At 62.4% G+C, this 22,208-nt stretch carries 26 protein-coding genes; 13 read left to right on the top strand and 13 right to left on the bottom strand.

Annotation, left to right across the window (positions count from 1 at the left end):
• Positions 1-152: 152 nt before the first annotated feature.
• From KUF59_RS35375 to rfbB, 3 genes are all read right to left on the bottom strand, one after another.
• The gene (locus KUF59_RS35375; RefSeq protein ID WP_258767810.1) at positions 153-1,745 is read right to left on the bottom strand and encodes an EAL domain-containing protein; all 1,593 of its coding nucleotides are present in this window, start codon (positions 1,743-1,745) and stop codon (positions 153-155) included.
• A 386-nt stretch (positions 1,746-2,131) separates the two neighbouring features.
• On the bottom strand, positions 2,132-2,305 hold the full coding sequence (locus tag KUF59_RS35370; RefSeq protein WP_212461298.1) for a hypothetical protein: 174 nt from the start codon (positions 2,303-2,305) through the stop codon (positions 2,132-2,134).
• 211 nt (positions 2,306-2,516) lie between these two features.
• A complete protein-coding gene (rfbB, locus tag KUF59_RS35365; protein WP_258767809.1) occupies positions 2,517-3,581 on the bottom strand; it encodes a dTDP-glucose 4,6-dehydratase in 1,065 nt (354 codons plus the stop codon).
• Between the two features lie 179 nt (positions 3,582-3,760).
• Here rfbB and rfbC point away from each other — a divergent pair, with 179 nt between their 5' ends.
• Entirely contained in the window at positions 3,761-4,315 is a 555-nt protein-coding gene (rfbC, locus tag KUF59_RS35360) for a dTDP-4-dehydrorhamnose 3,5-epimerase (RefSeq protein ID WP_258767808.1), read from the top strand.
• Entirely contained in the window at positions 4,315-5,217 is a 903-nt protein-coding gene (gene rfbD / locus KUF59_RS35355) for a dTDP-4-dehydrorhamnose reductase (RefSeq protein WP_258767807.1), read from the top strand. The genes rfbC and rfbD overlap by 1 nt, the downstream gene beginning before the upstream one ends.
• Positions 5,218-5,232: 15 nt before the next feature.
• Here the strand turns inward: rfbD and galE are convergent, their stop codons facing one another.
• On the bottom strand, positions 5,233-6,228 hold the full coding sequence (gene galE, locus KUF59_RS35350) for a UDP-glucose 4-epimerase GalE (RefSeq protein ID WP_258767806.1): 996 nt from the start codon (positions 6,226-6,228) through the stop codon (positions 5,233-5,235).
• Positions 6,229-6,986: 758 nt separating this feature from the next.
• On the opposite strand from galE, the gene KUF59_RS35345 reads away from it, so the two are divergent.
• The gene (locus tag KUF59_RS35345) at positions 6,987-7,265 is read left to right on the top strand and encodes a hypothetical protein (protein WP_258767805.1); all 279 of its coding nucleotides are present in this window, start codon (positions 6,987-6,989) and stop codon (positions 7,263-7,265) included.
• A gap of 42 nt (positions 7,266-7,307) precedes the next feature.
• A complete protein-coding gene (locus KUF59_RS35340; protein ID WP_212461292.1) occupies positions 7,308-7,724 on the top strand; it encodes a hypothetical protein in 417 nt (138 codons plus the stop codon).
• 12 nt (positions 7,725-7,736) lie between these two features.
• Here the strand turns inward: KUF59_RS35340 and KUF59_RS35335 are convergent, their stop codons facing one another.
• Positions 7,737-8,174 carry a hypothetical protein gene (locus KUF59_RS35335; protein ID WP_258767804.1) on the bottom strand — a complete coding sequence of 146 codons (438 nt, stop codon included), beginning with the start codon at positions 8,172-8,174 and terminating at the stop codon, positions 7,737-7,739.
• A gap of 204 nt (positions 8,175-8,378) precedes the next feature.
• Between KUF59_RS35335 and KUF59_RS35330 the strand changes: the two genes are divergently transcribed.
• Positions 8,379-8,657 (top strand): hypothetical protein, encoded by a 279-nt coding sequence (locus tag KUF59_RS35330; protein WP_258767803.1) that lies wholly within the window; start codon positions 8,379-8,381, stop codon positions 8,655-8,657.
• A gap of 23 nt (positions 8,658-8,680) precedes the next feature.
• Here the strand turns inward: KUF59_RS35330 and KUF59_RS35325 are convergent, their stop codons facing one another.
• Positions 8,681-9,853, bottom strand: coding sequence for a hypothetical protein (locus tag KUF59_RS35325; protein WP_258767802.1), 1,173 nt, complete (start codon positions 9,851-9,853; stop codon positions 8,681-8,683).
• Between the two features lie 474 nt (positions 9,854-10,327).
• On the opposite strand from KUF59_RS35325, the gene KUF59_RS35320 reads away from it, so the two are divergent.
• Positions 10,328-10,567, top strand: coding sequence for a hypothetical protein (locus KUF59_RS35320; protein ID WP_258767801.1), 240 nt, complete (start codon positions 10,328-10,330; stop codon positions 10,565-10,567).
• Between the two features lie 125 nt (positions 10,568-10,692).
• Here the strand turns inward: KUF59_RS35320 and KUF59_RS35315 are convergent, their stop codons facing one another.
• Both KUF59_RS35315 and KUF59_RS35310 read right to left on the bottom strand, forming a co-directional pair.
• Positions 10,693-11,070 (bottom strand): cadherin-like domain-containing protein, encoded by a 378-nt coding sequence (locus KUF59_RS35315; RefSeq protein WP_258767800.1) that lies wholly within the window; start codon positions 11,068-11,070, stop codon positions 10,693-10,695.
• A 153-nt stretch (positions 11,071-11,223) separates the two neighbouring features.
• Positions 11,224-11,619 carry a hypothetical protein gene (locus KUF59_RS35310; protein ID WP_258767799.1) on the bottom strand — a complete coding sequence of 132 codons (396 nt, stop codon included), beginning with the start codon at positions 11,617-11,619 and terminating at the stop codon, positions 11,224-11,226.
• A 126-nt stretch (positions 11,620-11,745) separates the two neighbouring features.
• Here KUF59_RS35310 and KUF59_RS35305 point away from each other — a divergent pair, with 126 nt between their 5' ends.
• Positions 11,746-12,192 carry a hypothetical protein gene (locus tag KUF59_RS35305; RefSeq protein ID WP_258767798.1) on the top strand — a complete coding sequence of 149 codons (447 nt, stop codon included), beginning with the start codon at positions 11,746-11,748 and terminating at the stop codon, positions 12,190-12,192.
• Between the two features lie 15 nt (positions 12,193-12,207).
• On the opposite strand, the gene KUF59_RS35300 is transcribed toward KUF59_RS35305, so the two are convergent.
• Together KUF59_RS35300 and KUF59_RS35295 are read right to left on the bottom strand one after the other, a co-directional pair.
• Positions 12,208-12,810 (bottom strand): hypothetical protein, encoded by a 603-nt coding sequence (locus tag KUF59_RS35300; RefSeq protein WP_258767797.1) that lies wholly within the window; start codon positions 12,808-12,810, stop codon positions 12,208-12,210.
• 75 nt (positions 12,811-12,885) lie between these two features.
• Positions 12,886-13,623 (bottom strand): metallophosphoesterase family protein, encoded by a 738-nt coding sequence (locus tag KUF59_RS35295; protein WP_258767796.1) that lies wholly within the window; start codon positions 13,621-13,623, stop codon positions 12,886-12,888.
• 194 nt (positions 13,624-13,817) lie between these two features.
• Here KUF59_RS35295 and KUF59_RS35290 point away from each other — a divergent pair, with 194 nt between their 5' ends.
• Positions 13,818-14,444, top strand: coding sequence for a transglutaminase-like cysteine peptidase (locus KUF59_RS35290; RefSeq protein WP_258767795.1), 627 nt, complete (start codon positions 13,818-13,820; stop codon positions 14,442-14,444).
• Between the two features lie 191 nt (positions 14,445-14,635).
• Positions 14,636-15,250, top strand: coding sequence for a transglutaminase-like cysteine peptidase (locus KUF59_RS35285; RefSeq protein ID WP_258767794.1), 615 nt, complete (start codon positions 14,636-14,638; stop codon positions 15,248-15,250).
• A gap of 20 nt (positions 15,251-15,270) precedes the next feature.
• On the opposite strand, the gene KUF59_RS35280 is transcribed toward KUF59_RS35285, so the two are convergent.
• From KUF59_RS35280 to KUF59_RS35270, 3 genes are all read right to left on the bottom strand, one after another.
• The gene (locus KUF59_RS35280) at positions 15,271-16,542 is read right to left on the bottom strand and encodes a hypothetical protein (protein WP_258767793.1); all 1,272 of its coding nucleotides are present in this window, start codon (positions 16,540-16,542) and stop codon (positions 15,271-15,273) included.
• 124 nt (positions 16,543-16,666) lie between these two features.
• On the bottom strand, positions 16,667-16,942 hold the full coding sequence (locus KUF59_RS35275; RefSeq protein ID WP_258767792.1) for a hypothetical protein: 276 nt from the start codon (positions 16,940-16,942) through the stop codon (positions 16,667-16,669).
• A gap of 75 nt (positions 16,943-17,017) precedes the next feature.
• On the bottom strand, positions 17,018-17,461 hold the full coding sequence (locus tag KUF59_RS35270; protein WP_258767791.1) for a hypothetical protein: 444 nt from the start codon (positions 17,459-17,461) through the stop codon (positions 17,018-17,020).
• A gap of 378 nt (positions 17,462-17,839) precedes the next feature.
• On the opposite strand from KUF59_RS35270, the gene KUF59_RS35265 reads away from it, so the two are divergent.
• The 4 genes from KUF59_RS35265 to KUF59_RS35250 all read left to right on the top strand — a co-directional run bounded on the left by KUF59_RS35265 (position 17,840) and on the right by KUF59_RS35250 (position 22,038).
• A complete protein-coding gene (locus tag KUF59_RS35265; RefSeq protein WP_258767790.1) occupies positions 17,840-19,042 on the top strand; it encodes a polysaccharide biosynthesis/export family protein in 1,203 nt (400 codons plus the stop codon).
• A 161-nt stretch (positions 19,043-19,203) separates the two neighbouring features.
• A complete protein-coding gene (locus KUF59_RS35260) occupies positions 19,204-19,785 on the top strand; it encodes a hypothetical protein (protein WP_258767789.1) in 582 nt (193 codons plus the stop codon).
• A 24-nt stretch (positions 19,786-19,809) separates the two neighbouring features.
• A complete protein-coding gene (locus KUF59_RS35255) occupies positions 19,810-21,243 on the top strand; it encodes an O-antigen ligase family protein (protein WP_258767787.1) in 1,434 nt (477 codons plus the stop codon).
• 177 nt (positions 21,244-21,420) lie between these two features.
• Complete coding sequence (locus KUF59_RS35250) at positions 21,421-22,038, top strand: hypothetical protein (protein WP_258767786.1); 618 nt, start codon at positions 21,421-21,423, stop codon at positions 22,036-22,038.
• Positions 22,039-22,208: the final 170 nt, after the last annotated feature.

Raw genomic sequence — 22,208 nt, 5'->3', positions numbered from 1 at the left:
GGACCGTATCTGAGATCGGTCGAGGAAGTTCGGGCGCTGAAAGCAAACCGTCAGCCGGTAAACGCGCGGTGGAATGGCTATTTCTACATTCGCTGACGTACCAGACGGCGCCGCGAAAGGACCTAGGCTAGACCTGGCTTTGGGGCGCCCGCTCACGCAACCAGGGCCGTACTCACGGGTCCGGGTTTTCCGACGCCCTTGTTACAGCGCGCGCCCAGGAGTTCAATGAACTTTGCGACCGGTAAGGGTGCGCCCACCAGATAGCCCTGGCCTTCCTGGACGCCGCAGGCCATCAGCGCGCGGACCTGTTCCTCGGTCTCGATGCCTTCGGCGACCACGGTCATGTGCAGGTCCCTAGCGAGCGTCACCAGCATTTCCACGATCGTCGTGGTCGAGGCGTCGAGCGTGATGGTGTCGACGAAAAACTTGTCGATCTTGATCGTATTTGCGCCCAGGCCCTTCAGGCGCGACAGCCCGCTGTGGCCGACGCCGACGTCATCGATGGCGACACGGAAGCCATAATCGCGCAGCTCCGCGACCACGGCGGCCGCGCGCGCGAGGTCGTCGAGCTCATCGCGCTCGGTCACCTCGACCACGATCTGGCGCGTGGAGACTCTGGCCGACAGCACCGTGCGGCGGAGCGTTTCGACGAAGCCGGCGCTGAGCAGATGCTTTGGTACGACGTTGAGCGAGAGTTTGAAATCCTTGTTGGCCCGCAGATGCGGCCGCAGGTCGGACAGGGCGCGCTCGAGCAAGTGCCAGGTCATGGCCTGGATGCGCCCGCTCGACTCTGCGAGCGGGATGAAATTCATGGGCGGCACGACGGAGCCGTCCTCGCGCTGCCAGCGCGCCAAAATCTCGCAACCCTTGATTGCGCGGGTCTCGAGATCGAAGATCGGTTGGAAGTAGGGTTTGAACTCGTGGCGCGCGAGCGCCCGGTCGAGATCGGCGACGGGCCCCTCCATCCGCCGGCTCCGCGCCGACAAGACGCCGAAGAGGACGCCGAGCCCTAGCGCAACCGCCATTGCCGGCCAGTAGGCCTCGGTGTTCCAGGTCGACAACACCGCGCGTTCGACGCGGATGGTGGTCCGCATGGGATAGCGCGCCGAACTCTTTTCGACATCGGTCGGGAAGGGCAGCGCCTTGTCCGCGTCAAGCACGAACTCGCCGAGTTTTTCACCGTTGTTGAGCGAGAGCAGCACCTCGCTGTGAGCGCGCAGCTCGGCCGGCATGATGTCGAACAGGCTCGCATTGACGCCGAGAATGGCAACCAGCGCCTTCTTCGCGTCGATGTCCCTGAGCACGCCGAGCGCGTCGCCGCCGAACTGCTCGACGCGGAACAGGAACAGCTTCTTGTCGCGCGAGGCCAGCATGTCCGCGCGGTCGACCCAGCCCTTGTCGAATTCCAGCGTCTCGGAATAGGCCGAGCAGATCACCGAGCCGTCGGGATTGACGAGGCGGACATCCTTGATCGCGGAGCGCTGATAGACGTGGAGGCGGACCGCCTGTAACGCAGCCGGTTCGCAATTGGCAAAACCGCGGCCGGCGAGATCGTCGAGGCTCGCGGCGGCGAAATCGACCGCGAATTCGGATCGGCGCAGCACGACTTCGGTCAACTCGGCGAGCTGGCGTGCCTGTTGATGGCGGATGAAACTCGTGGCGGCGAAGTGTCCCGCCAGGCCGAACGCAGCCGTGCTCGCAAGTACGAGCGCCGCCAGTACGAGGTTCGCCCGCCGCAACGTCATCCGGCCCGGGAGGGGTTAAAATGCGATGACCTGACCCTACCGCGGCAGGCGCTAAAATTAGGTTTAGAGGACCCCGGCCGAGGGGGCATTGAACCGGTAGGCGATCGCCGCTTAGCGGCGCTTGCGGTCCCGAACGGGCACCGGCCTCATTTGAGAGCCTTGAGGCACCTCAACCTCATGTCGCAGAAGGCCCGGTCCGCTCGGCCGCGTGACCCATAGCCGTAGCACGACGAAAGCAATGTTGATCGCAAGCCAGACAAGCATTGTGCAGATGGCAATGTGCGCCACGGCCAAGCCCTCAATTTGCTTCGCTCATCCCGGATAACGCGCCACGTGGAGGCGAGTTCCATATCTGCATGGGGCGAGGCAGGCGGGAGGGAGCGCTTTTAGCTCTTCTTGGCGTTTTTCGGCTTGATCGACAGGCCGAGCCGCAGCGCCATCCGTTTGACTGCGTCGGGTGACCGGCCGAGCTGCCTGGCAGCCTCTTCCAGCGATATCGAAGACTTGGCCAGCTCCATCAACCGGCGGTCTTCCTTGAACGACCAGGGCTTGCGCGCCATAACCGAAACGATCCTCTCACGCGAACGGAACGACAAAGCCGCCAAGCGGACCCATGTTCGCTCGACGGCTTTGCTTGGGTGGGGCCGGGCCTTGGGGAAGCCCGGTGGTGAGAGGGATAGGCGATCCAAAAAAACGCGCAACAAGGACTGCGGATTAAGCTAACTGCTCAACCTTACTTGGCGAGAGATGCTCCGTAGAAGCACGGGTTTTTTAACCCAGTCCGATGCGCGTGCGTTGATATCCGCGGTCGAGAATGTCCTGCCACCATCTTCGGTTCTCGCAGAACCAGCGAACGGTCTTGGCTAGGCCGCTCTCGAAATTCTCGTGCGCACGCCAGCCAAGCTCACGCTCGATCTTGCCGGAGTCCATCGCGTAGCGGCGATCGTGGCCCGGACGGTCGGTGACGAAGGTGATGAGATCGCGCCGCGATCCACGCGTGCTTGGCGCGAACGCGTCGAGCAGATCGCAGACCTGCTCCACCACCTCAAGGTTGGTGCGCTCGCTCCGGCCGCCGACATAATAGGTCTCGCCGACCTTGCCGTTTTCAAGCGCGAGCGTCAGCGCCCGAGCGTGATCTTCGACATAGAGCCAGTCGCGCACGTTCTTGCCGTCGCCATAGACGGGGAGGGACTCGTCCGCCAGCCCACGGATGATGATGTGCGGGATAAGCTTTTCGGGGAAGTGATAGGGCCCGTAATTGTTGGAGCAGTTCGTCACCAAAGTCGGCAGTTCATAGGTCTCGCGCCACGCGCGAACCAGATGGTCGGACGAGGCCTTGCTGGCAGAGTAGGGCGAGTTGGGGGCGTAGGCCGTCTGCTCCGTGAACAGCCCGTCACGACCGAGCGAGCCGAAAACTTCATCGGTCGAAACATGCAAAAACCGAAATTGCGCGCGTCCGTCCGGGTGGAGTGCGCGCCAGTAGCGCAACGCTTCCTGAAGCAGGCTGAAGGTGCCGACAATGTTGGTCCGGATGAACTCGGCTGGTCCGTCGATGGAACGATCGACGTGACTTTCTGCCGCCAAATTCATCACTGCGGTCGGCCGAAACTTATCGAATAATTTGCGCAGGCCCGCGTCGTCGGAAATGCATTGCCGTTCGAAAGCGTAACGCGGGTTGCCCTCGTAGCCCGCAAGCGAAGCCAGATTGGCGGCGTAGGTCAGCTTATCGATATTGACAACGCGGGCTCCGGTGTCCGCCAGCAAATGACGAATGACGGCCGAGCCGATGAAGCCGGCGCCGCCCGTGACGAAAATGGTTGACCCTTCGAAGCGCATTCAATCCCTGCTCGATGATCGCAGCCTCCCGGCTGAGCAAGCGATGAACCGACAGCAAATATTCGCCATAGCTGCTCTTGGCGTTCAGGCGATATCCATTCCTTGATAGCCTATGGCACGGCTCGCGCAAGTTGGATATTGATTGGCCGATCAGGTGCTTTGGGGCTAGGTCGAACAGGATGAACGTCTTTGCGAGCGATCTTCCGGATGTCTTGATCGTCCAGCCGCGGCTTGTCGGTGACGCCCGCGGCGTCTTGCTCGAAAGCTACCAGGCAAGCCGGTATGCTGAGCACGGTATTTCGGCTTCTTTCGTGCAAGACAACATTTCGTGCTCAATCAAGGGAGTGCTGCGGGGATTGCACCTGCAAAACCCCAACGCGCAAGGTAAGCTCGTCAGTGTTGTCAGCGGCGCCATTCTCGATGTCGCGGTTGATGCGCGTATTGGCAGCCCAACCTTCGGCCGCCACGCCGCGATTGAACTTGACGAAGAAAACCGTCGGCAAGCATGGATTCCCCGGGGCTTTGCACACGGCTTTCTGACGCTCTCGGAGAGAGCGGACGTTCTCTACAAATGCGATCAGCTCTACAGCGCGAAAGATGAGATCACGATACGGTGGGACGACCCTGCGCTCGGCATCCCCTGGGGCATCGAAACCCCCTTGCTTTCCGCGAAGGATAGAGCTGCCCCACTGCTGGCGGATATCCCCAACCTGCCCCGCTATGGCGACATCTGATGCGAATCCTGCTGACCGGGACAAGTGGACAGGTCGGTGGGGCGCTGCTGCCGTACTTGAGTGAACGTTTCGATGTGCTGGCGCCACGTCGGGATCAGTTCGATCTCACCGTTCCGGAACGGCTCCCGAGCGAGCTCGATCGCCTCCGACCCGACCTCATCGTCAATCCGGCCGCCTTCACGTCCGTGGAACGCGCGGAGGACGAGCCCGAGCTTGCCCTTGTCGTTAACGCCGAGGCACCGCGCGCTATGGCGCGATGGGCAGCCCGGCACGACGTGCCGCTTGTGCATTTTTCCACCGATTATGTCTTCGACGGTTCGGGTGAGACGCCCTGGCGTGAAGACGACGCGTGCAATCCGCTTTCAGCCTATGGTCGGAGCAAATGGGAGGGGGAAAGGGCCGTGCAAGCCTCTGGTGCCTCGCACCTGATCATTCGCACGTCGTGGGTCTACGCGGCGGCCGGAAATGACTTCCTGCGGACCATCATTCGCCAGGCGAAGGAGCAGGACGAGCTCAGAGTGGTCGCCGACCAATTTGGTGCCCCCACGTCGGCGGCATCGATCGGACGATCCGTGTCAGCCATTATCGCCCAGCATCCTTCACCACGGGAGCTGAGCGCGAGTTTTGCAAGAGCAGGCGGCGTCGTGCATCTTGCAAATTCCGGGAGCACAAGCCGGCATGGCTTTGCCTCTTCCATCGTGGAGGGGCTCCGGGCGAGAGGACAGGCCATCAAGGCCAGACGCGTCCGGGCGACGACAACGAGCGAGTATCCCTCCAGGGTGCGACGACCGGCCAATTCACGGCTCGATCTCACACGCCCGCGCGAGGTGTTCGGCGTCGTTACGCCTTCCTGGCAAGAAGCCCTGGCAAGCGAGCTGGATCTCCTCGGCGGCGGGGAGTGACCGTGTCAGGTCCGGCTATGCCTGCCTGAGCGGATGCGCCGTCTGGTGCCAGGCCCAGGCGGTCCGGATGATGGTCGGCAGATCGGAATGGCGGGGAACGAAGCTCAGCATTTTGCGCGCGGCAGAGGGATCGGCGACCAGATAGGTCGGATCGCCAGCCCGTCGCGGCTTGACGATTTGAGGAACGTCGCGCCCGGTCTCTTGCCTGATCGCGGAGAGGATTTCACGGACCGAAAACCCCGAGCCGGTGCCGAGATTGAAGCTGTCACCGGCATGTCCTTCGAGCAGGAGTTTGAGCGCCGCGATATGGGCCGCAGCAAGATCGGTGACGTGAATGTAGTCGCGGATCGCGGTGCCGTCGGGCGTATCATAATCGTCGCCGAAGACGGCGAAGTCCGCAAGATGCCCCTGCAACGCCATCATCGCGCGCGGAATGAGGTGCGTCTCGTTATCGCGCAGCTCGCCGATACCGCCATCCGGGTCTGCACCGGCGGCATTGAAATAGCGCAGGCAGAACGCGCCGAAGCCGTAAGCTCTGCGATAATCGGCGAGCATGCGCTCGATCATCCATTTCGAGGCGCCGTATGGATTGATCGGGGCACACGGAAAATCCTCGGGCAGCGCCTTGGAATCGGCGTTGCCATAGACCGCGCCGGTCGATGAGAACACGATACGACGACAGTCGGCCTCGCGCATGGCGTTGAGCAGTGTCAGCGTGCCCTGGACGTTGTTGATGTAGTATTTCTGCGGATCGACGACGGACTCGCCAACCAGGCTCGCCGCAGCAAAGTGCATCACGGCCGAGATCTTTTGCTCGGCGAAGGTGCGTGCCAGCGTTGCCGCATCGAGCAGGTCGCCGGTGACGAGCCGGCCGGCCACGAAGCCGCGATGCCCGGTGCTGAGGTTGTCATAGACGATGGGCTCATAGCCGGAAGCGGCGAGCGCTCTGCAGGCGTGCGAGCCGATATAGCCTGCGCCGCCTGTGACGAGAACGATGGGTCTGTCGGTCATGTCGTCCGTGCTTTGTCTCTCGCTGAGGCTGAATGTCCGGTGAGGGATAGTGCGTGCGGGCAATGAGGTCAAATCGCGCCGGCCCATCGATTCCGATTTGATCGCTTAACCTTGATGGAACAGCCCTGAGCCAACAAATGGCAGCGGAACCTTGTGCAAGGCTACTCTTCAAGCAGACCGTTGCACAAACTTCATCGTCGTCTGACAAAACTTTCAGCGTTTGGTGCCTTGAAGTCGGCACGGCGAACCGATGAAATGTGAGGGGGGAGGAGCGTTCCGCTTACGTGGAAACATTCCAATGATGCTGGCCTTGATTCTGTCATCGATCTTCGCTGCGGGCTTTGGTTGCGGCTATGGCGTCAGAGCCTGGCGGTCCCATAAGCGTCTTGCGAGATATCGCCTCTATGCGCCCTATACATCGACGGCGCTCGGAGGCGGACAAAGTCGACATCCGGCAGGATGAGGAGCGCGGGGCGGGCCTTCGTCGCCTGTTGATGAGATCGACGAGATGATCTCAAGACCGGAAGTAACCATGTGTGGTTAGGTTAAGGAGCGGCGGTTCTTGTGAGCGTCGATGCGAATGCCTAGAGAACATGATCATTGCACGATCAATCGGTCCCGAATTGCGCGGGGTGGGAAGGCGTCGATGGCGAATTTCACTGCGTTGCCTGGCATGACGCCTAGCCTGGTCGTTCCTATCCGGGCCTGCGGCCCTCGTCTCGAAGTTCTCCCCTGGATTGAGAAGGAGAGCGCCCAATATGATTGAGCAAAACGGCAACGCGCCCCGCCGCTATTTTGTCGATGGCCATGGGCATCGCGTCTTGATCGGCCTCTCGCTGGAGGAGACCACCGAGTTCGAAACTCTGGAGGATGCCTCTGCGTTTGAATCGGGACACGCGATGAGGGACGCCGGAGGAAGGACACAGGAAATCCGCTGGCGCGAGCTCTATGCAAAGCATGAGTTGGCATGGAAGGCCTGGATCGTGCAAAGTCGCGCCGCGGACGCGGCAAATTTATCCTTTGTTAACCATGGTTGACCAATGCTGCGCGTTTGAGAGCTTCGGACCGGGATGGCCCACATGTTCCAGCTATTCCTCAGAGCACGTGCCCACAATCTGCTGAGCCTTCGCCGCGGCGAGGAGCGATTCAAGGCGCGGTCCGCCGAGCGCGATGCGGAGACGGATCACACGCGAATTGGATCCATCATGACCGCGATCGATGCCGCCATCGAGCAAGCGGAGAAGGAGCAGACCGGCCTCAACCGACGCGTTGACGATGCGCTCGCGCGCGCGTCGGTCACCTTCGGCAACGGCACCGATGAATATCTCGAGCGCGAAGCGCTGGACAACTACCACCAGGACCTGTTCGCCGCCGATATCTCGAACGGTCAGCGGCGTCTCAAGGAGCTCGCGAGCACGATCTCGCACCTCAAATTCGTCAAGGCGGCGATGCTGACCCGCTTTCCCGATTTCAGGTCGCAGCAGCTCAGTAGCTGACCGGACTTCTCGCTAGTCGTTATTGCCTGTGCCCGTCCCTGGTGAGCCGATGGGCTGGCCGTTCGGAGCATGGCCTGCGCCGGCATTGCGCCGGGCCTGAGCCTGCGCGGGCGTCTCCGCTGTCATCCCCGTGGTCTGACCCGGCTGCGTCGTCGTTGCGCCAGGCAGGGTACCGATACCGGGATGCGAAGAGGTCGTGCCGGACGAGGGGCGATCCGCGACGCCAACGCCCGATGTCGACATCTGCGGATTGACGCCGACTCCGGTGCTACCCGACGTGCTGGCAGCACCGGACGATGTGCCTGTTCCTGCCGAAGCGCCCGACGAAGCTGCGCTCCCGCCTGCGGCAGCGCCGCCAGCTCCTCCTCCGCCGCCGCCTTGCGCGATGGTCGCGACGAGCGTGGCCGCGATGGCGGCGGCCAACAGCAATACGAATTTGGTCGATACCACGGCTGCTTTCCTCCTGCGGTGTTGAGGGCTAATTCAGGAGCACGGATTGCAGTTCCTGTCCTTGCAGCGGTTGTTCAGCTTGATTGTGCATCTCTCGGCAAGATCCAACGCGCGGTGCACGGCGTCGACAGCGCACACTTTGGTCGTTTGGCTGGTCGATGATTTTTGCTATGGTTCCTTCGAAAAAACTTGAGGAGAAGCCAAGTGTCCGTCTGCACCATGCCAAAGGCGATCGGGTTTGCACTTGTCCTGATATTGGCTGCGCCTGCGACGGCATCGGCGATCACGGCCGAGGTCGCGCGCGCCTGCGACGCTGCCGTGGCGAAAGCATATCCGCCGCGCCAGATCGGCAATCCCGCCGCCGGGAGCACCAAGGGGACGGCGAAGGACAAGCGCGACTATTTCAACAAATGTGTCGCCAATAACGGCAAGGTCGACGACCAGCCGGGCGACGCCGCCAAAGATGCCAAGCCGAGCAAGTAGCGGTTCGGCTAGGCTTTGTCCGTCTATCGCCGTGGCGGGCAGGGCGAATAGAACGCGCCGTTGGTCGCGTTGATGCGCTCGACGCACTGGTTGGGATCCGTGGCCTCTCCCGCGACGGTGAAATCGTAACCGATCCCCTTGACCACGATCACGTAGCGGCCCGGCGTCAGCGTGAAGCCGTCGGTCTCCGGCTGCAGTTGCAGCATGCGCGGCTGCTCCTCGACCGGCCCGACCTTGTAGGGGAAGGACATGCTGCGGATGACCCAGGAGTCGCCTGCGTTCACCATCGAGGCCTTGCCCGATGCGTCGACCCCCATCGCGCGCAAGACCTTTGCCACCACTCGCACTTCGGTGCCGCTTGCATCAACACCCCCGTCGGGCCTGAACACGATGAACCTCGCATCGCCGCTGGTGAGCGTGGTCGCACTCGGCGTCGTGATCGCCGCCGAGATCGCGACGCGGCGGTCTGGGATCTTTCCAGGGACCGATTTCAGTTCCTGAAGCTGCCCGTCGCTCAAGGCATAAACGCCGAAGGTGGTTGGCAGCGGCATTGCCGGCTGTGCGGATTGGAAACCAGACGAGGCTGTGCCAGCAGGCCCATCGCTCTGGCCGCCTTGCGCGCGGTCGGCAACCTCGTTCTCGCGCGGGGGCGAAGCGGGCTGGGGCGTCGTCGGCGGAGAACGCTGCTGCAATACCGCGAGCGAGGTCGCCAATCGGGGCCAATAAGCAACGAGAGCGACGCCACTCGCCAGGCCCAGAAGGATCGCGACGAGGCGCATGACGGGGCTGAAGGCGCCGGTCCGCTTTGGTCGTGCGGGTTCGGGCGGCGGAGTGGGGCGCCTTGTTTCTTGCTCGAGCTTTGCAGGCGGCGGACCTACGCCGACGTCAGGTGGGACGGCGGTAACGATCGCAGGATTGCCGGGCGGCGGCGAGGCGGAGACGGGGTTGCGTTCGAAGGAAACCTCGACCTCGGCGATCGCGCGTTCGAGAATGCGCAAGGTTTCCCACGTCTCCCGTACGTTCTGGTGGGTGAATTGCTCCTGAAGCTTGATCCGCGCCAGCTCGTAGACCGTCTCCCGCAACAGCTTGGGGTCGCCGGAGATCGAGCGGACACGGTCCGACAGCACGCGGACGAATTCGGCCTTGATGGCCCGGTCGTTCGAAGCCGTGTCGGAGAAATTGTCGGAGTGGGTCATCGAGACCGATGAAGTAACCCGGAAAACGCGCTTTCGCTAGGTGCTCGCAAAGTGAACAACACGGAGCCTGTGTCGCCAATCATGGTTGTCAAGGCGCTTGCTTTTGCGGCAAAACCTGCAACATTCGCGAAAATTTCTCTTTCCGGTGTTCGATCATGCGCGCAGTTGCGGCGGCCCTGCTTCTTTCGACCTTCCTGGCACAGCCTGTTGTCGCGCAAGGCGTGAAGGATCCCGCTAACCTCACGAGCACCAGCATCGTCACGACGCCCACGAAAAAGGCGCAAACCGTCCAGGCTGCCTCGCGGCCCACGGCCACGCGGAACTTGGCGCCGGGCACCTTGCGACCGGGAATGGCGGCTCAGGGCGTTTGGAGGGATGGCAAGTTGGTCGCGGTGCCTCGGTAACCCGCGGCTCAGGGAACTGTGAAGGAACAGTCGCTGCCTGCCCGACGTTTCCTGTTTCGGGAGATGCCGCATGAAACGAGTAATTCTGATCGCAGCCGCGCTCTTCGTGCCTTCCGCCGTTTGGGCGCAGGGGGTTAATGACCCCTCGACACCCAATCGCAACGTGATTGTCGTCAACCCGTCGCAGCCATCGTCGAGCACGGCGACCCGCAACATTCCGAGCACAATCCGGGCGCCGCTGACCAGGGGCGGACGTGCCGTGCCCTATTACGGCAACCGGACCCGCACCAGCGGCTCGAGCCGCCGGTAGTGCGCCGCCGGCTGGCAAGAGAACCAGCCAGAGACCCAGCCAAAGAACATCGCCATTCGGCTGCCGTGAACGATTTTCGGCAAATCCAGGAGGGCCCATGTCCTAAAGGACCGGCATTAAGTGGGTTATTCAGGATTGACCTCGACCTCCAGCGTCGATGTCCCTGCACCGTGACGATTTTTACCCGAGATCAGAAGGGTGAATTTATCGGGACCTTGCTTGCCGGCTTCTGCCACATAGCGGAAGCCGGATCCGAGCACGGTCAATTGTCCCCTTGATGGTCCGCTCTCGACCGATACCTTGAAGATCTGCATGTACGACCAACGCAGGCCCTGGATGCAGTCGGATCCAGGCGGGATGGTCATCGTCCACGTCACCGTGTCCCCCGCTAGTGCAAACGGCGTCCGTTCCTTGACGCAGATGGGACTGGCGTCAGCCGCCATGACAAGCGCAGCGGAAGCGGCGATGCCGGCAGCTAGCAGCAATAACGGTTTTTGAGGCATTCGACGGCAGCTCCACGCGGATTCCGAAGATAAAGATCAGCGAGCTAACGAGGTCCCTAGAAGCGCTCGGGTTCGCCAGATGCTCGTCACCTTCGTGCCAGACGAGGGCATCTCCTCACGACGGGCGACGAGAGCGGCCAAGCAGCGACTGTATCACTGGCCGCCGGGCGTCATCCCGCCGCCGGCGGGAAAATTGCTGGACTTGAGCGTCATTCCGCTGACGCGGAAGCGGACATTGCCCGCCAGATACAAATAGTCGGAAGTGGTGCTGCTGACCGTGCGCACCTCGACATAGGTCAGCGTGATCGATCCCACGCTCGGCGTGACCTGGGTGATGTCGACATATTTGGCTCCCGGAAATAGCTTTTGATCCAGGCCGTAGAAGATCTTTTCGCGCTCCGACCACAGCACGAAATGACCGCCGGCCTTCTGGTCGACGGCTTCGTACTGGGTGTGAATCACTTGCGGATATTCGATCTGGCCCGCCGTTGCAGGCAGCGTTGCAAAGAGGACGGTGAAAGCCATGAAGCGGGCAAGGCTACGAAACACAGGCAAATCTCCCAAACTAAAGTGGAAACCTTGCCCGTGAATTCGCTTTCTTGCAATTGGCGACGGGATAGAGTGGTTAGGAACACAAGAGCGGCTTCTGGCGAACTATTCTTTGGAGTTCTCAAAGTGCGGCCCGCGCGACACGACACCACGCCCGACGTCGGAATGCGCGGCCGGGCGCTGTTCGGGGCGGTCGCGATCGTTACTGCTGGACTGCTTGCTTCTGCCTGTGCGCCTGCTTGCCTGGCGCAAACGGACCCGGAGCCAAGCGTCAACGACTACCTCCCTCCCGCCGAGCCCGAACCGTCGCGTGAAGATTGGCGGCAGCGTATCGAAGATGCAAAGCGGCGGGCCAAAGAGGTCTCGCGTGAGCGGCGCGAAAACCCCGAGCTCTACAGGCCGATTCCGGAAGATCCGGAGAGGGCCGCGAGCGAGCGCGTGCTCAATGATGAAAGCTTGCAGCGGGGCGACATCGTCGCAACCAAGAAGGGCATGTTCGTCTATCAGGGCCGATCGGACCAGCCGCGGCGCGACCAGGACTTTTTGCCGATTGCCCCGAAACCCGTTCGTTAAGCGAATAGCCCGCCGTCAATAGCGGCGCAGCGTCGCGTTGAACGCCGGATCGGTGGCTTGGGTCGCTTCCAGCAGCAGGGACTTCCCCGCGGGCGTCGCCTGCACATAGGCTGCAACGAGTGGCGCCTCGAACCGCGTGTGCTTGGCAAGCGCGGCGCGGATGTCGGATGTCGCAAACAGCCTGATCTCTTCATCGGCTGCGGCCGACGTTGATGTGACGGTCTGGACCCGCGAGAAGGCGACCTCCACCGGGACCGATCCCGTCAGATAGGATACCTTCAGTGCGGGCGTTGCGGGTTCGCCCGATCGCGCCTTCAGCGCGCCGAGTGCCAACCAGAGCGCGGGCCGAATCGGCGATATCTTGAGTGCGGTGATCAGCGCGTCCTGCGCGGCCTTGTTTTCCTCGCTGCGGCCCTTCGCATCGCTGGCCGGCCGGTGCAGGACCTCGGCGGCCCTGCTGGCGGCATCGCTGGCGAGCAAATCTCCATCAAGCGACAGCAGTGCCAAGGGAGCGGCCAACGGCTGCGCGAGATGGCCGACCAAGCCAAGGCCAGCATAGATCAGCAGCACCGCTGCAAGGACGGCGCCGAGCGCGCGAAGCCAGTCCAGTCGGATCATGCGCGAAGCCTCAAACCACAGCTGAGAGACATTTGGCAAAAAGATTAGCCGCAACCTGCCTCTTGCGGCGAGGCTCTAGATTGCGAGCAGACTATCGCCCTGGATCGTCAGCAGGGTCAAGTTGCCGGTGGCATAGGCGCCGGTATCGATATTGATGCGATTGGGACGAATGTCGGGTGCGCTGACCGGCGTATGTCCGTGGACGACATATTTGCCGAAGCTTTCTTCGGAGTTCAGGAATTCGTCACGGATCCAGAGCAGGTCCTCGTCGCGCTGCCGCTCGAGCGGGATGCCGGGTTTGATGCCGGCATGGGCGAAGAAGAAGTCGCCGCAGCTGAAGGAGGACGGCAGTTGCTGAAGGAAGCTGAGGTGCTCGGCCGGAAGGGCGCGCTTGAGCGCCTCGATCAATTCGACCTGCTCCTCTGCGGTCGGATTCATGGTCGGGGTCACGCCGTAGGAGACGAGCGTGAGCAGGCCGCCGTAATGACGCCATTCCTGGAGCCGGCTCGGGTCCTGCAACACCTCGAGCAGGAAGACCTCGTGATTGCCCTTCAGGCATACGGTCTCGTGCGACTTTGATCGTTCGATCAGGATGTCCAGCACGGCGCGGGAGTTCGGGCCGCGATCGACGTAGTCGCCGAGGAAGACCTGGATGGCCCGCCCGGGCGCAGAGCGCCTCAGATCGGCGTCGATCACCGTTAACAGGGATTGAAGAAGATCGGCCCGGCCGTGCACGTCGCCGATCGCGTAGACGCGGACTCCGTCGGGCAGCCGGGGCTTGTTCTTCTTACGAAAGCGTCGGGTAAGGCCCATCAGGTCGATCGAATCGCATCTGTCACTATGAGCAGGGATCGTGATCGCTCTTAGCAGAACAAGTTGCATACCGGTAATCTTAATTGGTTCTGAAAGACTTCCAGGCGGTTTGATTAAAGGATCGCGTCTCCCTTGAGCCGTATTTCAAGAGGTGTTCTGTAGCTTGCCCCCAATAAGAAACGGGGGAGCGCGACATGCGCAACGTTGTGAAGTACCTGGCGGCCGTTGCTGCCATTGTGTTTGCTGCCGGGGTTCAGCAAAGCGCGAAGGCTGCCTTCGTCGGTGCGCCGATGGGGCTGCGCGGCGCCATTCAATACATCAAGTTCGATCAGCCGACACTGCCGCCGATGGCGTTCACGATCTTTTGCCTGAAGTACAAGGACGAGTGTAAGCCGAGGCCGCGGCAGATCGTATTCCGGGGCGGTCGTCTGAAGCTCACGCCCGAACGGCTGGCGCAGGTGCAAGAGGTCAACCAGCACGTCAACAGCGCGATCCGCCCGGAAGCCAATCTGGAAGGGTTGCGCGGCGAGAAATGGCTGCTGCATCCGACGAGCGGTGATTGCAACGATTACGCTGTGACAAAACGTCACGATCTCATTGCCAAGGGGTTTCCGGCCCGCTCGGTGCTTCTCAGCGAAGTCGTGACCACGTGGGGCGAGCATCACCTTGTCGTCGTGGTGCGCACCTTCTCCGGCGATCTCGTGCTGGACAACCTTACCGGTCAAATCCTGCCCTGGTCGAAGAAGTCCTATCGCTGGGTGCGCATCCAGACGCCGAAGAATCCGAACTACTGGGCGTCGCTCGCCGATCGGAACGTCTGACGAGTCGCCAATTCCTTGCCTCTTGGCCAATCGCATGATGTCCACGAGCGCGGCGGCCTTCGGCGAACCAGGGAACAAATACAGCCAAAGATTGTTGAAGTTGTTGTTTGATTGGTTTGCCACTCGGACGGGTGAGGCATACTTGAGAGGTATTTTGTGAATTCCCCTTCCACAAGAACGGGGAGCGCAAAATGCGCAAAGCTGCGAAATTCCTGGCGATCGCCTCGATCGTGTCGATCGGGGTTCCGCGCGAGGTGGAGGCGGACCTCGTAGGCGCACCAATGGGACTGGGTAGCGCAATTCAATACATCAAATTCGACGCGCCGACGCTGCCGCCGATGGCGTTCACGTTGTTTTGCCTGAAATACGAGAACGAGTGCAAGCCGCGCCTGATGGTGTTCAGGCGTGGCCGGCTCAAGCTGACGCCCCAGCGCTGGACCGAGCTCAACCAAGTCAACCGTCAGGTGAATCTTGCGATCCGACCGGAGCCCAATATGGAGGGCCTGGCGGGTGAGAAGTGGCTCCTGCATCCCTCCAGCGGCGACTGCAACGACTACGCCGTGACAAAGCGCCACGAGTTAATCGCGAAGGGCTTTCCGGCGCGATCGGTGCTGCTCAGCGAAGTCGTGACCTCCGGGGGGCAGCATCATCTCGTGGTCGTGGTGCGCACTCTTAGCGGCGATCTCGTGCTGGACAATATCAGCCCACACATCCTGCCCTGGTTCAAAAAGTCCTATCGCTGGGTGCGGATCCAGACGCCGAAGAATCCGAACTATTGGGCTTCCCTCGGCGAGCGCAGTGTCTGATCGCCGGCTTGGGCCGGACGTCAGGATCGTGAGGATTGGCCGATGCTTTGCGATAGGCCGAGTCCCGCAATCGCCGACAGGCACAAGATGGCGGCCGGGCGGAGCAGGCCGGGACCTGAGAAGGCTTCAACCAGCGTAAAGCTAAGACAGGCGGCCGCGGCCGCCGGGAAGAAGGAGTCGCGCCCGCGCGCCAGGGCGCCAAAGAACAGGCGCAGCAGAAGCGCGGCAAGAACGGCAAACGCAGCGACAAGACCCACCCAACCCATATCCACGAAGATCGCGGCGGCCGCCGAGGGCGCGGGCAAGAGCTGTCCCGGATCGCTCTGATAGATGCGCGATACGGCGGCGAAGGCGCCCGCGCCGGCGCCAAACCATCGCGTGTCGGCAAGCATCCGCTCGAGCGTCGGCTTCAACCCGCCGGCCGTATCAGGCGCGAGCCGCAGCAGCGCAGATCCTGAGCCCTCCTCGAACACAAAGGCGAGCACGATCGCGGCCCCGACCAGCGCTGCGACCGACAAGGCTGCGGCGGCAAGAGCCGACAGGTCGAGACGCCGGATCACCAGGATCAAGAGCACCAGGACGATGCCGAACGTCGCGCCGATGGCGCTGCCGGTACCGGAAAAGCCAAAGACCGCCAGCGCGCAAATCAGCGCGCCGACGAGGCCGCAAAGGCCGATGGCAATCGAGCGGGACAGCGCATGATGGGTCTCGGCCCGTTCGGCGGCTAACTGCATGACGGCGAGATTGACGAGGAGGCCAAGGCCACCGAGCGTGGTTGCAAGACCCGTCAAGGATGCGCTCGCCAGCGTCGGCGATGAGCCGTGCAGGACCAGCACGAGGGCCGAAACCGTCGTCACGCCGCCCAGGACGAACAGAATCAGCTCGGCGCGGCCGCGGTCGCGGGAGACCACAATGGCCACGCCGATCAGGGAGACCGCCGACAGCGCCAAGGCGAGCGCGTTCAGCGTCAGTCCGACATCGGCGGTGATGAACCCAAACGGCAAGGCGCCCACGGCCTCACGCGCGCTCGCCCAGATCGGGTGTGCGAGCGAGAGCCAGACCGGAAGCAGTTGGAGCGCAATGCCGATGGGAACGATGACGAGAAACCAGCGGGTCCAGGCGACGGCTCGAAGATAATGGTCGTAGTCGGCCTTTCGCGCGCTCAAGGAGGCTGCGAGCACGCCCAGTGCGGCCGCGGCCATTCCCATCGGCGCGCTGAATTGGGCGCCGGCGATTTCAAGGATGGAAGCGGAAACGATCGCGAGGATGAGGGCGAAATAGGCGAGGGACAAACGGCGCGCTCGAACGAAGGCCTGAAAGATCAGACCACCATACAAGCCACCATCCGCATTTCAAGCGGCGGTCCGATCACGACAGACCTGTGACGCGAATCGAAAACGATGCTTGCGGGAGCGTCTAGCGCGCGGTCTTCAGCGGGCGAGCGAAGATACGCGACGCGCGTGAGGCCGCGAGCCAGAAGCGGGCGAGCGAGCCGAACAGATAGCCGCCTTGAGCGGCGAGCGCGCAGAGGATGAAGGCCTTCAGCCCGTCAAAGAAGGAGAGTTGTGCGACCAAGCCGATCGCAGGCGCAACGAGCGCCATCGCAAGTGTCAACGGCAAGAGCACGAAGACCCGAAAGCGCTGCCCGAGCACCGCGCCCACGAGAAAACAAAGAATCCAAAGCTCAGCCATCCGAAACACCCCCGTGCTTCGGACTTTAGGTTCCCGACCCCTAAAACACCCTTAAGTGGAGGGCTAAACCTTGATCTATTGACCGCAATTGGCGAGCAGCGAATTGTAGGCTTCGCGCAGCCCGTTCAGGCCGACGACCCCTTTGATTTCGCTGTCATTTTCTTTGACCGCCACCGAAAGCGAGGGCGTCGTCTGCCATTTGCCGGCGGCAAAGGCCGAGACCTCGTCGGGCAACAGCACAGCGGCGCCCGCGGCCGCCATGTTGGCCTCGACCGTCAGGGTGCCTCCTGTTGACGACGTGATCGTCACCTTGGGGTGGCTCCTCGGCGGGAAGGGCCGAATCAGAGCTACCAACACGTCGATCTTGCCCTTCGGCGCGCAGCGGATGATCAGGCCGGCAAAATCGGCATCGGATTGGACCGTATCGGCCGTTTTCGTGATGGCGGCGAAGCTCTCGCCCTCCTTGCTCCCTTGCGTGCGGCTGAACTTCCACGCCGAGGGGGCCGCGACGCGCACCACGCAGGCGGAGGCTGCCGTCTCACCGGGGCAGAGGCCATCAGTCTGAACGGGGCCCGCGAGGGGGGCTGCCGCGATGAAACCGAGCAGGGCAGCAGCAGAAAGAGGCACTCCGGAACTCCATGCCGTGGGCGAGCGGAACCAGTAGCAGACAACCGGTCCTCTTGGGAGCGGTGCTTGGCGAGGCAGACTGCCCGCACAAGCGGCACACGGATTACAACAAATGGTCACAATGGCTTAACCTTGGTTCCGTTAAGTTGCAGAGGGGCAACACTTACCAACATACGGCGCCGTTAACCCTGCCAAATCGGCTGGGCAGCTTGCCGCACCATCCGCTAGGCCGTACCAATTTGTGTAATTGGGGATCATCGGGCTCGATTCATGCAATCCATTGCCAAGACTCATGTTTTGAAACCAGCATTCTTGTTGGTTGCCTTGGCGCTGGGCGCCTGCTCGACCAACCCAGGGTCCGGGCCTCTGACCGACGACGTTAACAACAAGGTCCAGACCGAGAACGCGCCGGCCTACGAGCTGGTGCCGATCAACCCGGCCACGGTCAAAATCCTGCACACCCATGAACCCAAGGGGCTCGCGGGGGCCTTTACCGACAAGCGGCCGCCGGCCAGCATCGTCTTTGGCATCGGCGACGTCGTCAGCGTTACCATCTTCGAAGCCGCCGCCGGCGGTCTGTTCATCCCGGCCGAAGCCGGCGTCCGTCCGGGCAACTTCGTCACGATTCCCGATCAGGCCGTCGACAATGACGGCTTCATCACGGTGCCTTACGCCGGGCAGGTCAAGGCCGCCGGCCTCACGGCGGTGCAGATCCAGCGCTCGATCGTCGAAAAGATCAGCAACCGCGCCATCGAGCCGCAGGCGGTCGTGGCGATGGCCTCGCAGCGGACGCAGCTCATCAGCGTACTCGGCGAGGTCAACAGCCCGGCGCGTTATCCGGCAAGCGCGGCGGGTGCGAAGGACAAGGTGCTTGACGCCATCACCCGGGCCGGCGGCATCAAGGGCCAGGGCTTCGAGACCTGGGTCATGCTGGAGCGCGGCGGTCGGCGCGCCACGGTGCCGTTCGAGAATCTCGTGATGGCGCCCGAGAACAACATCTACGTGCGGCCCGACGACAGCATCTATGTCTATCGCGAGCAGCAGAAGTTCCTGGCGTTCGGTGCGAGCGGGCAGAGCGGCGAGTTCAACTTCGATGCCTGGCGCATCAATCTCGGCGAAGCCGTCGGCAAGGCTGGTGGTCTCCTGGATGGCCAAGCCGATCCGGCCTCGGTGTATCTCTATCGCCGCGAGCCGCGTGAGGTTGCTGCTCAGCTCGGCATCGACGTCAGCAAGTACACCTCCGAGACCATTCCGGTCATCTTCAACGTGAACTTCCGCGATCCGGGCGGCTTCTTCCTGGCCACCAAGGTCATGATGAAGAACCAGGACATCATCTACGTCTCGAACTCGCGCAACGTCGAAGTTGCCAAGTTCCTGGTCTACCTGCGGGTGATCATGGCGACCGGCAGCGATGCCGTGAACCTTGCCAACGACGCGCTGATCTTCCGCAACAACATCAAGTTGGCGCCGTAAGGCGGGGCCAAGCTGATCCACCAGAAACGATGGCACCGGGGCTTTGTCCCGGTGCCATTTTCGTTTAGCAATCGGGGCGGCCCTGTTCGGGCTATGGATCAAGGCATCACTGAGCAAGGCGCGCCGGTCATCGGTCACCCCCGCAGTGTTGCGAGGGCTTCATGCGCTTTGGACGGCAAGCATCTTGGCGTTTTCTGGCTCTTTTGCTCGCGGGGGCCGCGCTCCCCGGGAAGGCTGCCGGCCAACCTCAGCAGCTCGGCGTTCGCCATCGAATCGACGTGGTGGTCTCCGCCGAGCCTGACGCGCCGATGTTTCAGCGCTTGCGTGGGGCCAAGGGCGAACTTTCGTTCACGGTCCGGCTGTCGGCAAACTCCATGGAGAGCCGGTTCTTCGGAATGCTGCACCCCTCCTTCCCGGATCTCGTTGTCCCTGACAAAGCGGACAAGCCGCTGGTTCAGCAAACCAAGCTGTGGGAGGAAGACGTCTGCCATCAGCGGCGCGGCTTGCCCAAGGTCACGGTCACTCGGCTTGGCGGCCGCTTCGGCGAGGGGGAGGGGCAGGTCGAGATATCAGGCATCAACCGGCACATCGGCCTGCTGGTGCCGCCCGATGAGCTCACGCCCGGAATAAAACTCGAACCGGGGAGTGATGATCGGGGATCGTTCTTTGCGTTTCGGGCACAAACCCGACACAGCCGTCTGAACGTGGACTTGAAGATCTATCCCATCGATTGCTTCCTTTAGGCGGAGGCGGTGCCGGTAACGACGATGCGCCTTCGGCTTCCTGATATCCGCTGGTCCTGGAGCTGGCCCGCCACCTTCATCCTGTTGTTCGTGGTGGCCGCGGCGCCGCTTCCGTTCGGCTCGACCAACGATCTGTCGAACGCGTTCTGGTGCCTGTGCCTTGGGATCGCGCTAGTGTTCGCGCCGACGCGCGAGTTGCGCGCCCAGCATCTGTGGCTGATCGCCGGCATCGGCGTGATCGTCGCCGGCTATGGCTTCGTGCTGCATGAGCAGCTCTCCGACCATCCGTTCCTGGCGCCGTTTCACCCGATCTGGAAGCAGGCCTCGGATCTGCTGGGCACGCCGATTGCCCCGTCCGCATCTATCGTGAAGAACGAGGCGTTCTTCGCGCTCGGCGCGCCGCTGGCAAACATCCTCGCAATGCTGTTGGGCATCACCGTCGGTGCCGCGCGGGAGCGGGCGCGGTGGATGCTGTGGGTGATCGCGGTCTCGGGCAGCCTCTATGCGTTCTATGGCGTCGCCTCGTTCCTGATCGAACCGACCATGATCCTGTGGCGCGACAAGACCGCTTATCTCGGCAGCGTCACCGGCACCTTCATCAACCGCAACACGGCAGCGGCCTATTTCGGCTCCTGCGCGGTGATCTGGATCCTCTTGATCCTGGAGGACGTGCGCCGTCGGATGCCGGAGCGGCACATCGAATGGAAGCGCCTCTCGCGCGATCTCTCCGACATTCCGCCGCGCGAGACCCTGCCGCAACTCGTAGCGCTCCTGATCTGCCTGATGGCGATGTTCATGACCGGCTCGCGCGCCGGCGTCGCGCTGTCGCTGCTCGCCATGATCGTCTCGTTCACAGTCTTCCTGCGCAAGGACCTGCCGCCGAGGACCGGCATCTGGATCTCGCTCGGCTCGGGCATCGTCGTCGCGCTCGGGCTTATGCAGCTGCTGGGCGGGCGCGTCTCCAGCCGCTTCGACAGCCAGGGGCTCGTGGATGAAGGGCGGGTGGAGGCCTGGAAATCGACGCTCCGCATCATCGCCGACAACCCCTGGTTCGGCACCGGGATGGGCACCTTCCAATGGGCCTTTCCGCCCTATCGCAGCCCCAACATCTCGATTCGCGGCATCTGGGATGCGGCTCATTCGACCCCTCTAGAGCTCGCATCCGAGGTCGGTGTCCCTCTGGCGCTTTTGGTCGCGTTCGCTTGGATCGTCATGTTCATCGTATTGGCGAAGGGCGTCTTTGGAAGACGGCGCGACGCCATTATCCCGCTTGCGGGGGCGGCGACCGCCAGCCTCTCGCTCCTGCATTCGTGTCTTGATTTCACACTTCAGGTCCCCGGCTACTCCATTCCATTCTTTGCGCTTTTTGGCGCCGGGCTGGTGCAGTCCTTCCGCACAAGCGAGCCAGTCCGATCGACAGCTCGCCGTGCCCGCGGGACGGAAGAATACGCGCCCTGAGATTGCCGCCAAGGCGGGCCATCGCAGTCCGGAAATGCACAAAACTGTCTATTTCTGAAGCAGTTGCTGGTTAACGAAGTCTTTAGATTAAGTGGACAGCTCTCGGTTGTTTCGTTACTGTTCCGCATCGCACATTACTTGCCCGCGGATCGGGCCAATTGATTTCAGGAGGTATGTATGAGCGTCATGCGATTTGCGCTGCGGATGGCTTCCGCGGCGGCGGTTGCCCTAACGATTGTCTCGGCCGCCAGTGCGGCCATTTACCCGCCGAACCGCCAGCTTTCCTCCCAGGTGATATCTGGCTTCAAGTCATCGCCCACGAGCCTGCTGCAGCAATTTCCAGACGGGGGCGCGCAGATGATCTCGCGCGTGCGGGATCTCGGAGCTTCCGATCCAACGACATTGGATGGGTTGATTGGGCTGCTCAAAAACTCCGGAACCACCAAGGACCAGATGCGGGCGATTGTTGCCGGGCTTGCTCTGGTGGCGCGCATGGCCGCGCAGCAGGACCAAGCCTACGGAAACGAGATCCAGACCGCTATTGCTGCGAGCGGCAACGCTGACGTGATCGCCGCTTATCAGGCCGCAACGGGCGACGTGGCTATCGCCGCAGCCGGCGGTGGTGCCGGCGGTGGTGGCACCGGGGCAGGTGGTCCCACGGGGACCGGCGGATTTGCCACTGGCGGCAACGCTAGCGGAGCGACGACTTTCGGCAACTCCGCGAGACCAAACTCCGCTACCAGCACGCCTAGCGGTTCGGTTGCAAGCGCCACGAATAGCGTGAGTCCTCGCTGAGGCAAGCATCTGAGTTGCCTCACTCGGTCTCGAGAGCGGCGCCATTGGGCGCCGCTTGCTTTCGTGCCGTTAAGGTTCACGCAAAATGATGCGTGGGTGCTGCGCTTGCGCCCCGCGCCGGCGTTCAATTCCAGCGAGTGCTGTGCTATCGCTATTTGGGCGCTGGCAGG

Origin of the sequence: Bradyrhizobium arachidis, from assembly GCF_024758505.1 — a bacterium.
In the GTDB taxonomy this organism is placed as follows: Bacteria; Pseudomonadota; Alphaproteobacteria; order Rhizobiales; family Xanthobacteraceae; genus Bradyrhizobium; species Bradyrhizobium manausense_C.
The sequence above is the reverse complement of the archived record's forward strand: the minus strand, read 5'-3'. Positions and strand labels throughout refer to the sequence as shown.

Bases quoted from the DNA above. Each gene is read 5' to 3' on its own strand.
- KUF59_RS35340 (WP_212461292.1), top strand. From the start codon at position 7,308: ATGTTCCAGCTATTCCTCAGAGCACGTGCCCACAATCTGCTGAGCCTT.
- KUF59_RS35345 (WP_258767805.1), top strand. From the start codon at position 6,987: ATGATTGAGCAAAACGGCAACGCGCCCCGCCGCTATTTTGTCGATGGC.
- rfbC (WP_258767808.1), top strand. From the start codon at position 3,761: ATGAACGTCTTTGCGAGCGATCTTCCGGATGTCTTGATCGTCCAGCCG.
- KUF59_RS35375 (WP_258767810.1), bottom strand. From the start codon at position 1,745: ATGACGTTGCGGCGGGCGAACCTCGTACTGGCGGCGCTCGTACTTGCG.
- KUF59_RS35320 (WP_258767801.1), top strand. From the start codon at position 10,328: ATGAAACGAGTAATTCTGATCGCAGCCGCGCTCTTCGTGCCTTCCGCC.
- KUF59_RS35260 (WP_258767789.1), top strand. From the start codon at position 19,204: ATGCGCTTTGGACGGCAAGCATCTTGGCGTTTTCTGGCTCTTTTGCTC.
- KUF59_RS35290 (WP_258767795.1), top strand. From the start codon at position 13,818: ATGCGCAACGTTGTGAAGTACCTGGCGGCCGTTGCTGCCATTGTGTTT.
- KUF59_RS35275 (WP_258767792.1), bottom strand. From the start codon at position 16,942: ATGGCTGAGCTTTGGATTCTTTGTTTTCTCGTGGGCGCGGTGCTCGGG.
- rfbB (WP_258767809.1), bottom strand. From the start codon at position 3,581: ATGCGCTTCGAAGGGTCAACCATTTTCGTCACGGGCGGCGCCGGCTTC.
- rfbD (WP_258767807.1), top strand. From the start codon at position 4,315: ATGCGAATCCTGCTGACCGGGACAAGTGGACAGGTCGGTGGGGCGCTG.
- KUF59_RS35300 (WP_258767797.1), bottom strand. From the start codon at position 12,810: ATGATCCGACTGGACTGGCTTCGCGCGCTCGGCGCCGTCCTTGCAGCG.
- KUF59_RS35265 (WP_258767790.1), top strand. From the start codon at position 17,840: ATGCAATCCATTGCCAAGACTCATGTTTTGAAACCAGCATTCTTGTTG.
- KUF59_RS35250 (WP_258767786.1), top strand. From the start codon at position 21,421: ATGAGCGTCATGCGATTTGCGCTGCGGATGGCTTCCGCGGCGGCGGTT.
- KUF59_RS35255 (WP_258767787.1), top strand. From the start codon at position 19,810: ATGCGCCTTCGGCTTCCTGATATCCGCTGGTCCTGGAGCTGGCCCGCC.
- galE (WP_258767806.1), bottom strand. From the start codon at position 6,228: ATGACCGACAGACCCATCGTTCTCGTCACAGGCGGCGCAGGCTATATC.
- KUF59_RS35315 (WP_258767800.1), bottom strand. From the start codon at position 11,070: ATGCCTCAAAAACCGTTATTGCTGCTAGCTGCCGGCATCGCCGCTTCC.
- KUF59_RS35285 (WP_258767794.1), top strand. From the start codon at position 14,636: ATGCGCAAAGCTGCGAAATTCCTGGCGATCGCCTCGATCGTGTCGATC.
- KUF59_RS35325 (WP_258767802.1), bottom strand. From the start codon at position 9,853: ATGACCCACTCCGACAATTTCTCCGACACGGCTTCGAACGACCGGGCC.
- KUF59_RS35370 (WP_212461298.1), bottom strand. From the start codon at position 2,305: ATGGCGCGCAAGCCCTGGTCGTTCAAGGAAGACCGCCGGTTGATGGAG.
- KUF59_RS35295 (WP_258767796.1), bottom strand. From the start codon at position 13,623: ATGGGCCTTACCCGACGCTTTCGTAAGAAGAACAAGCCCCGGCTGCCC.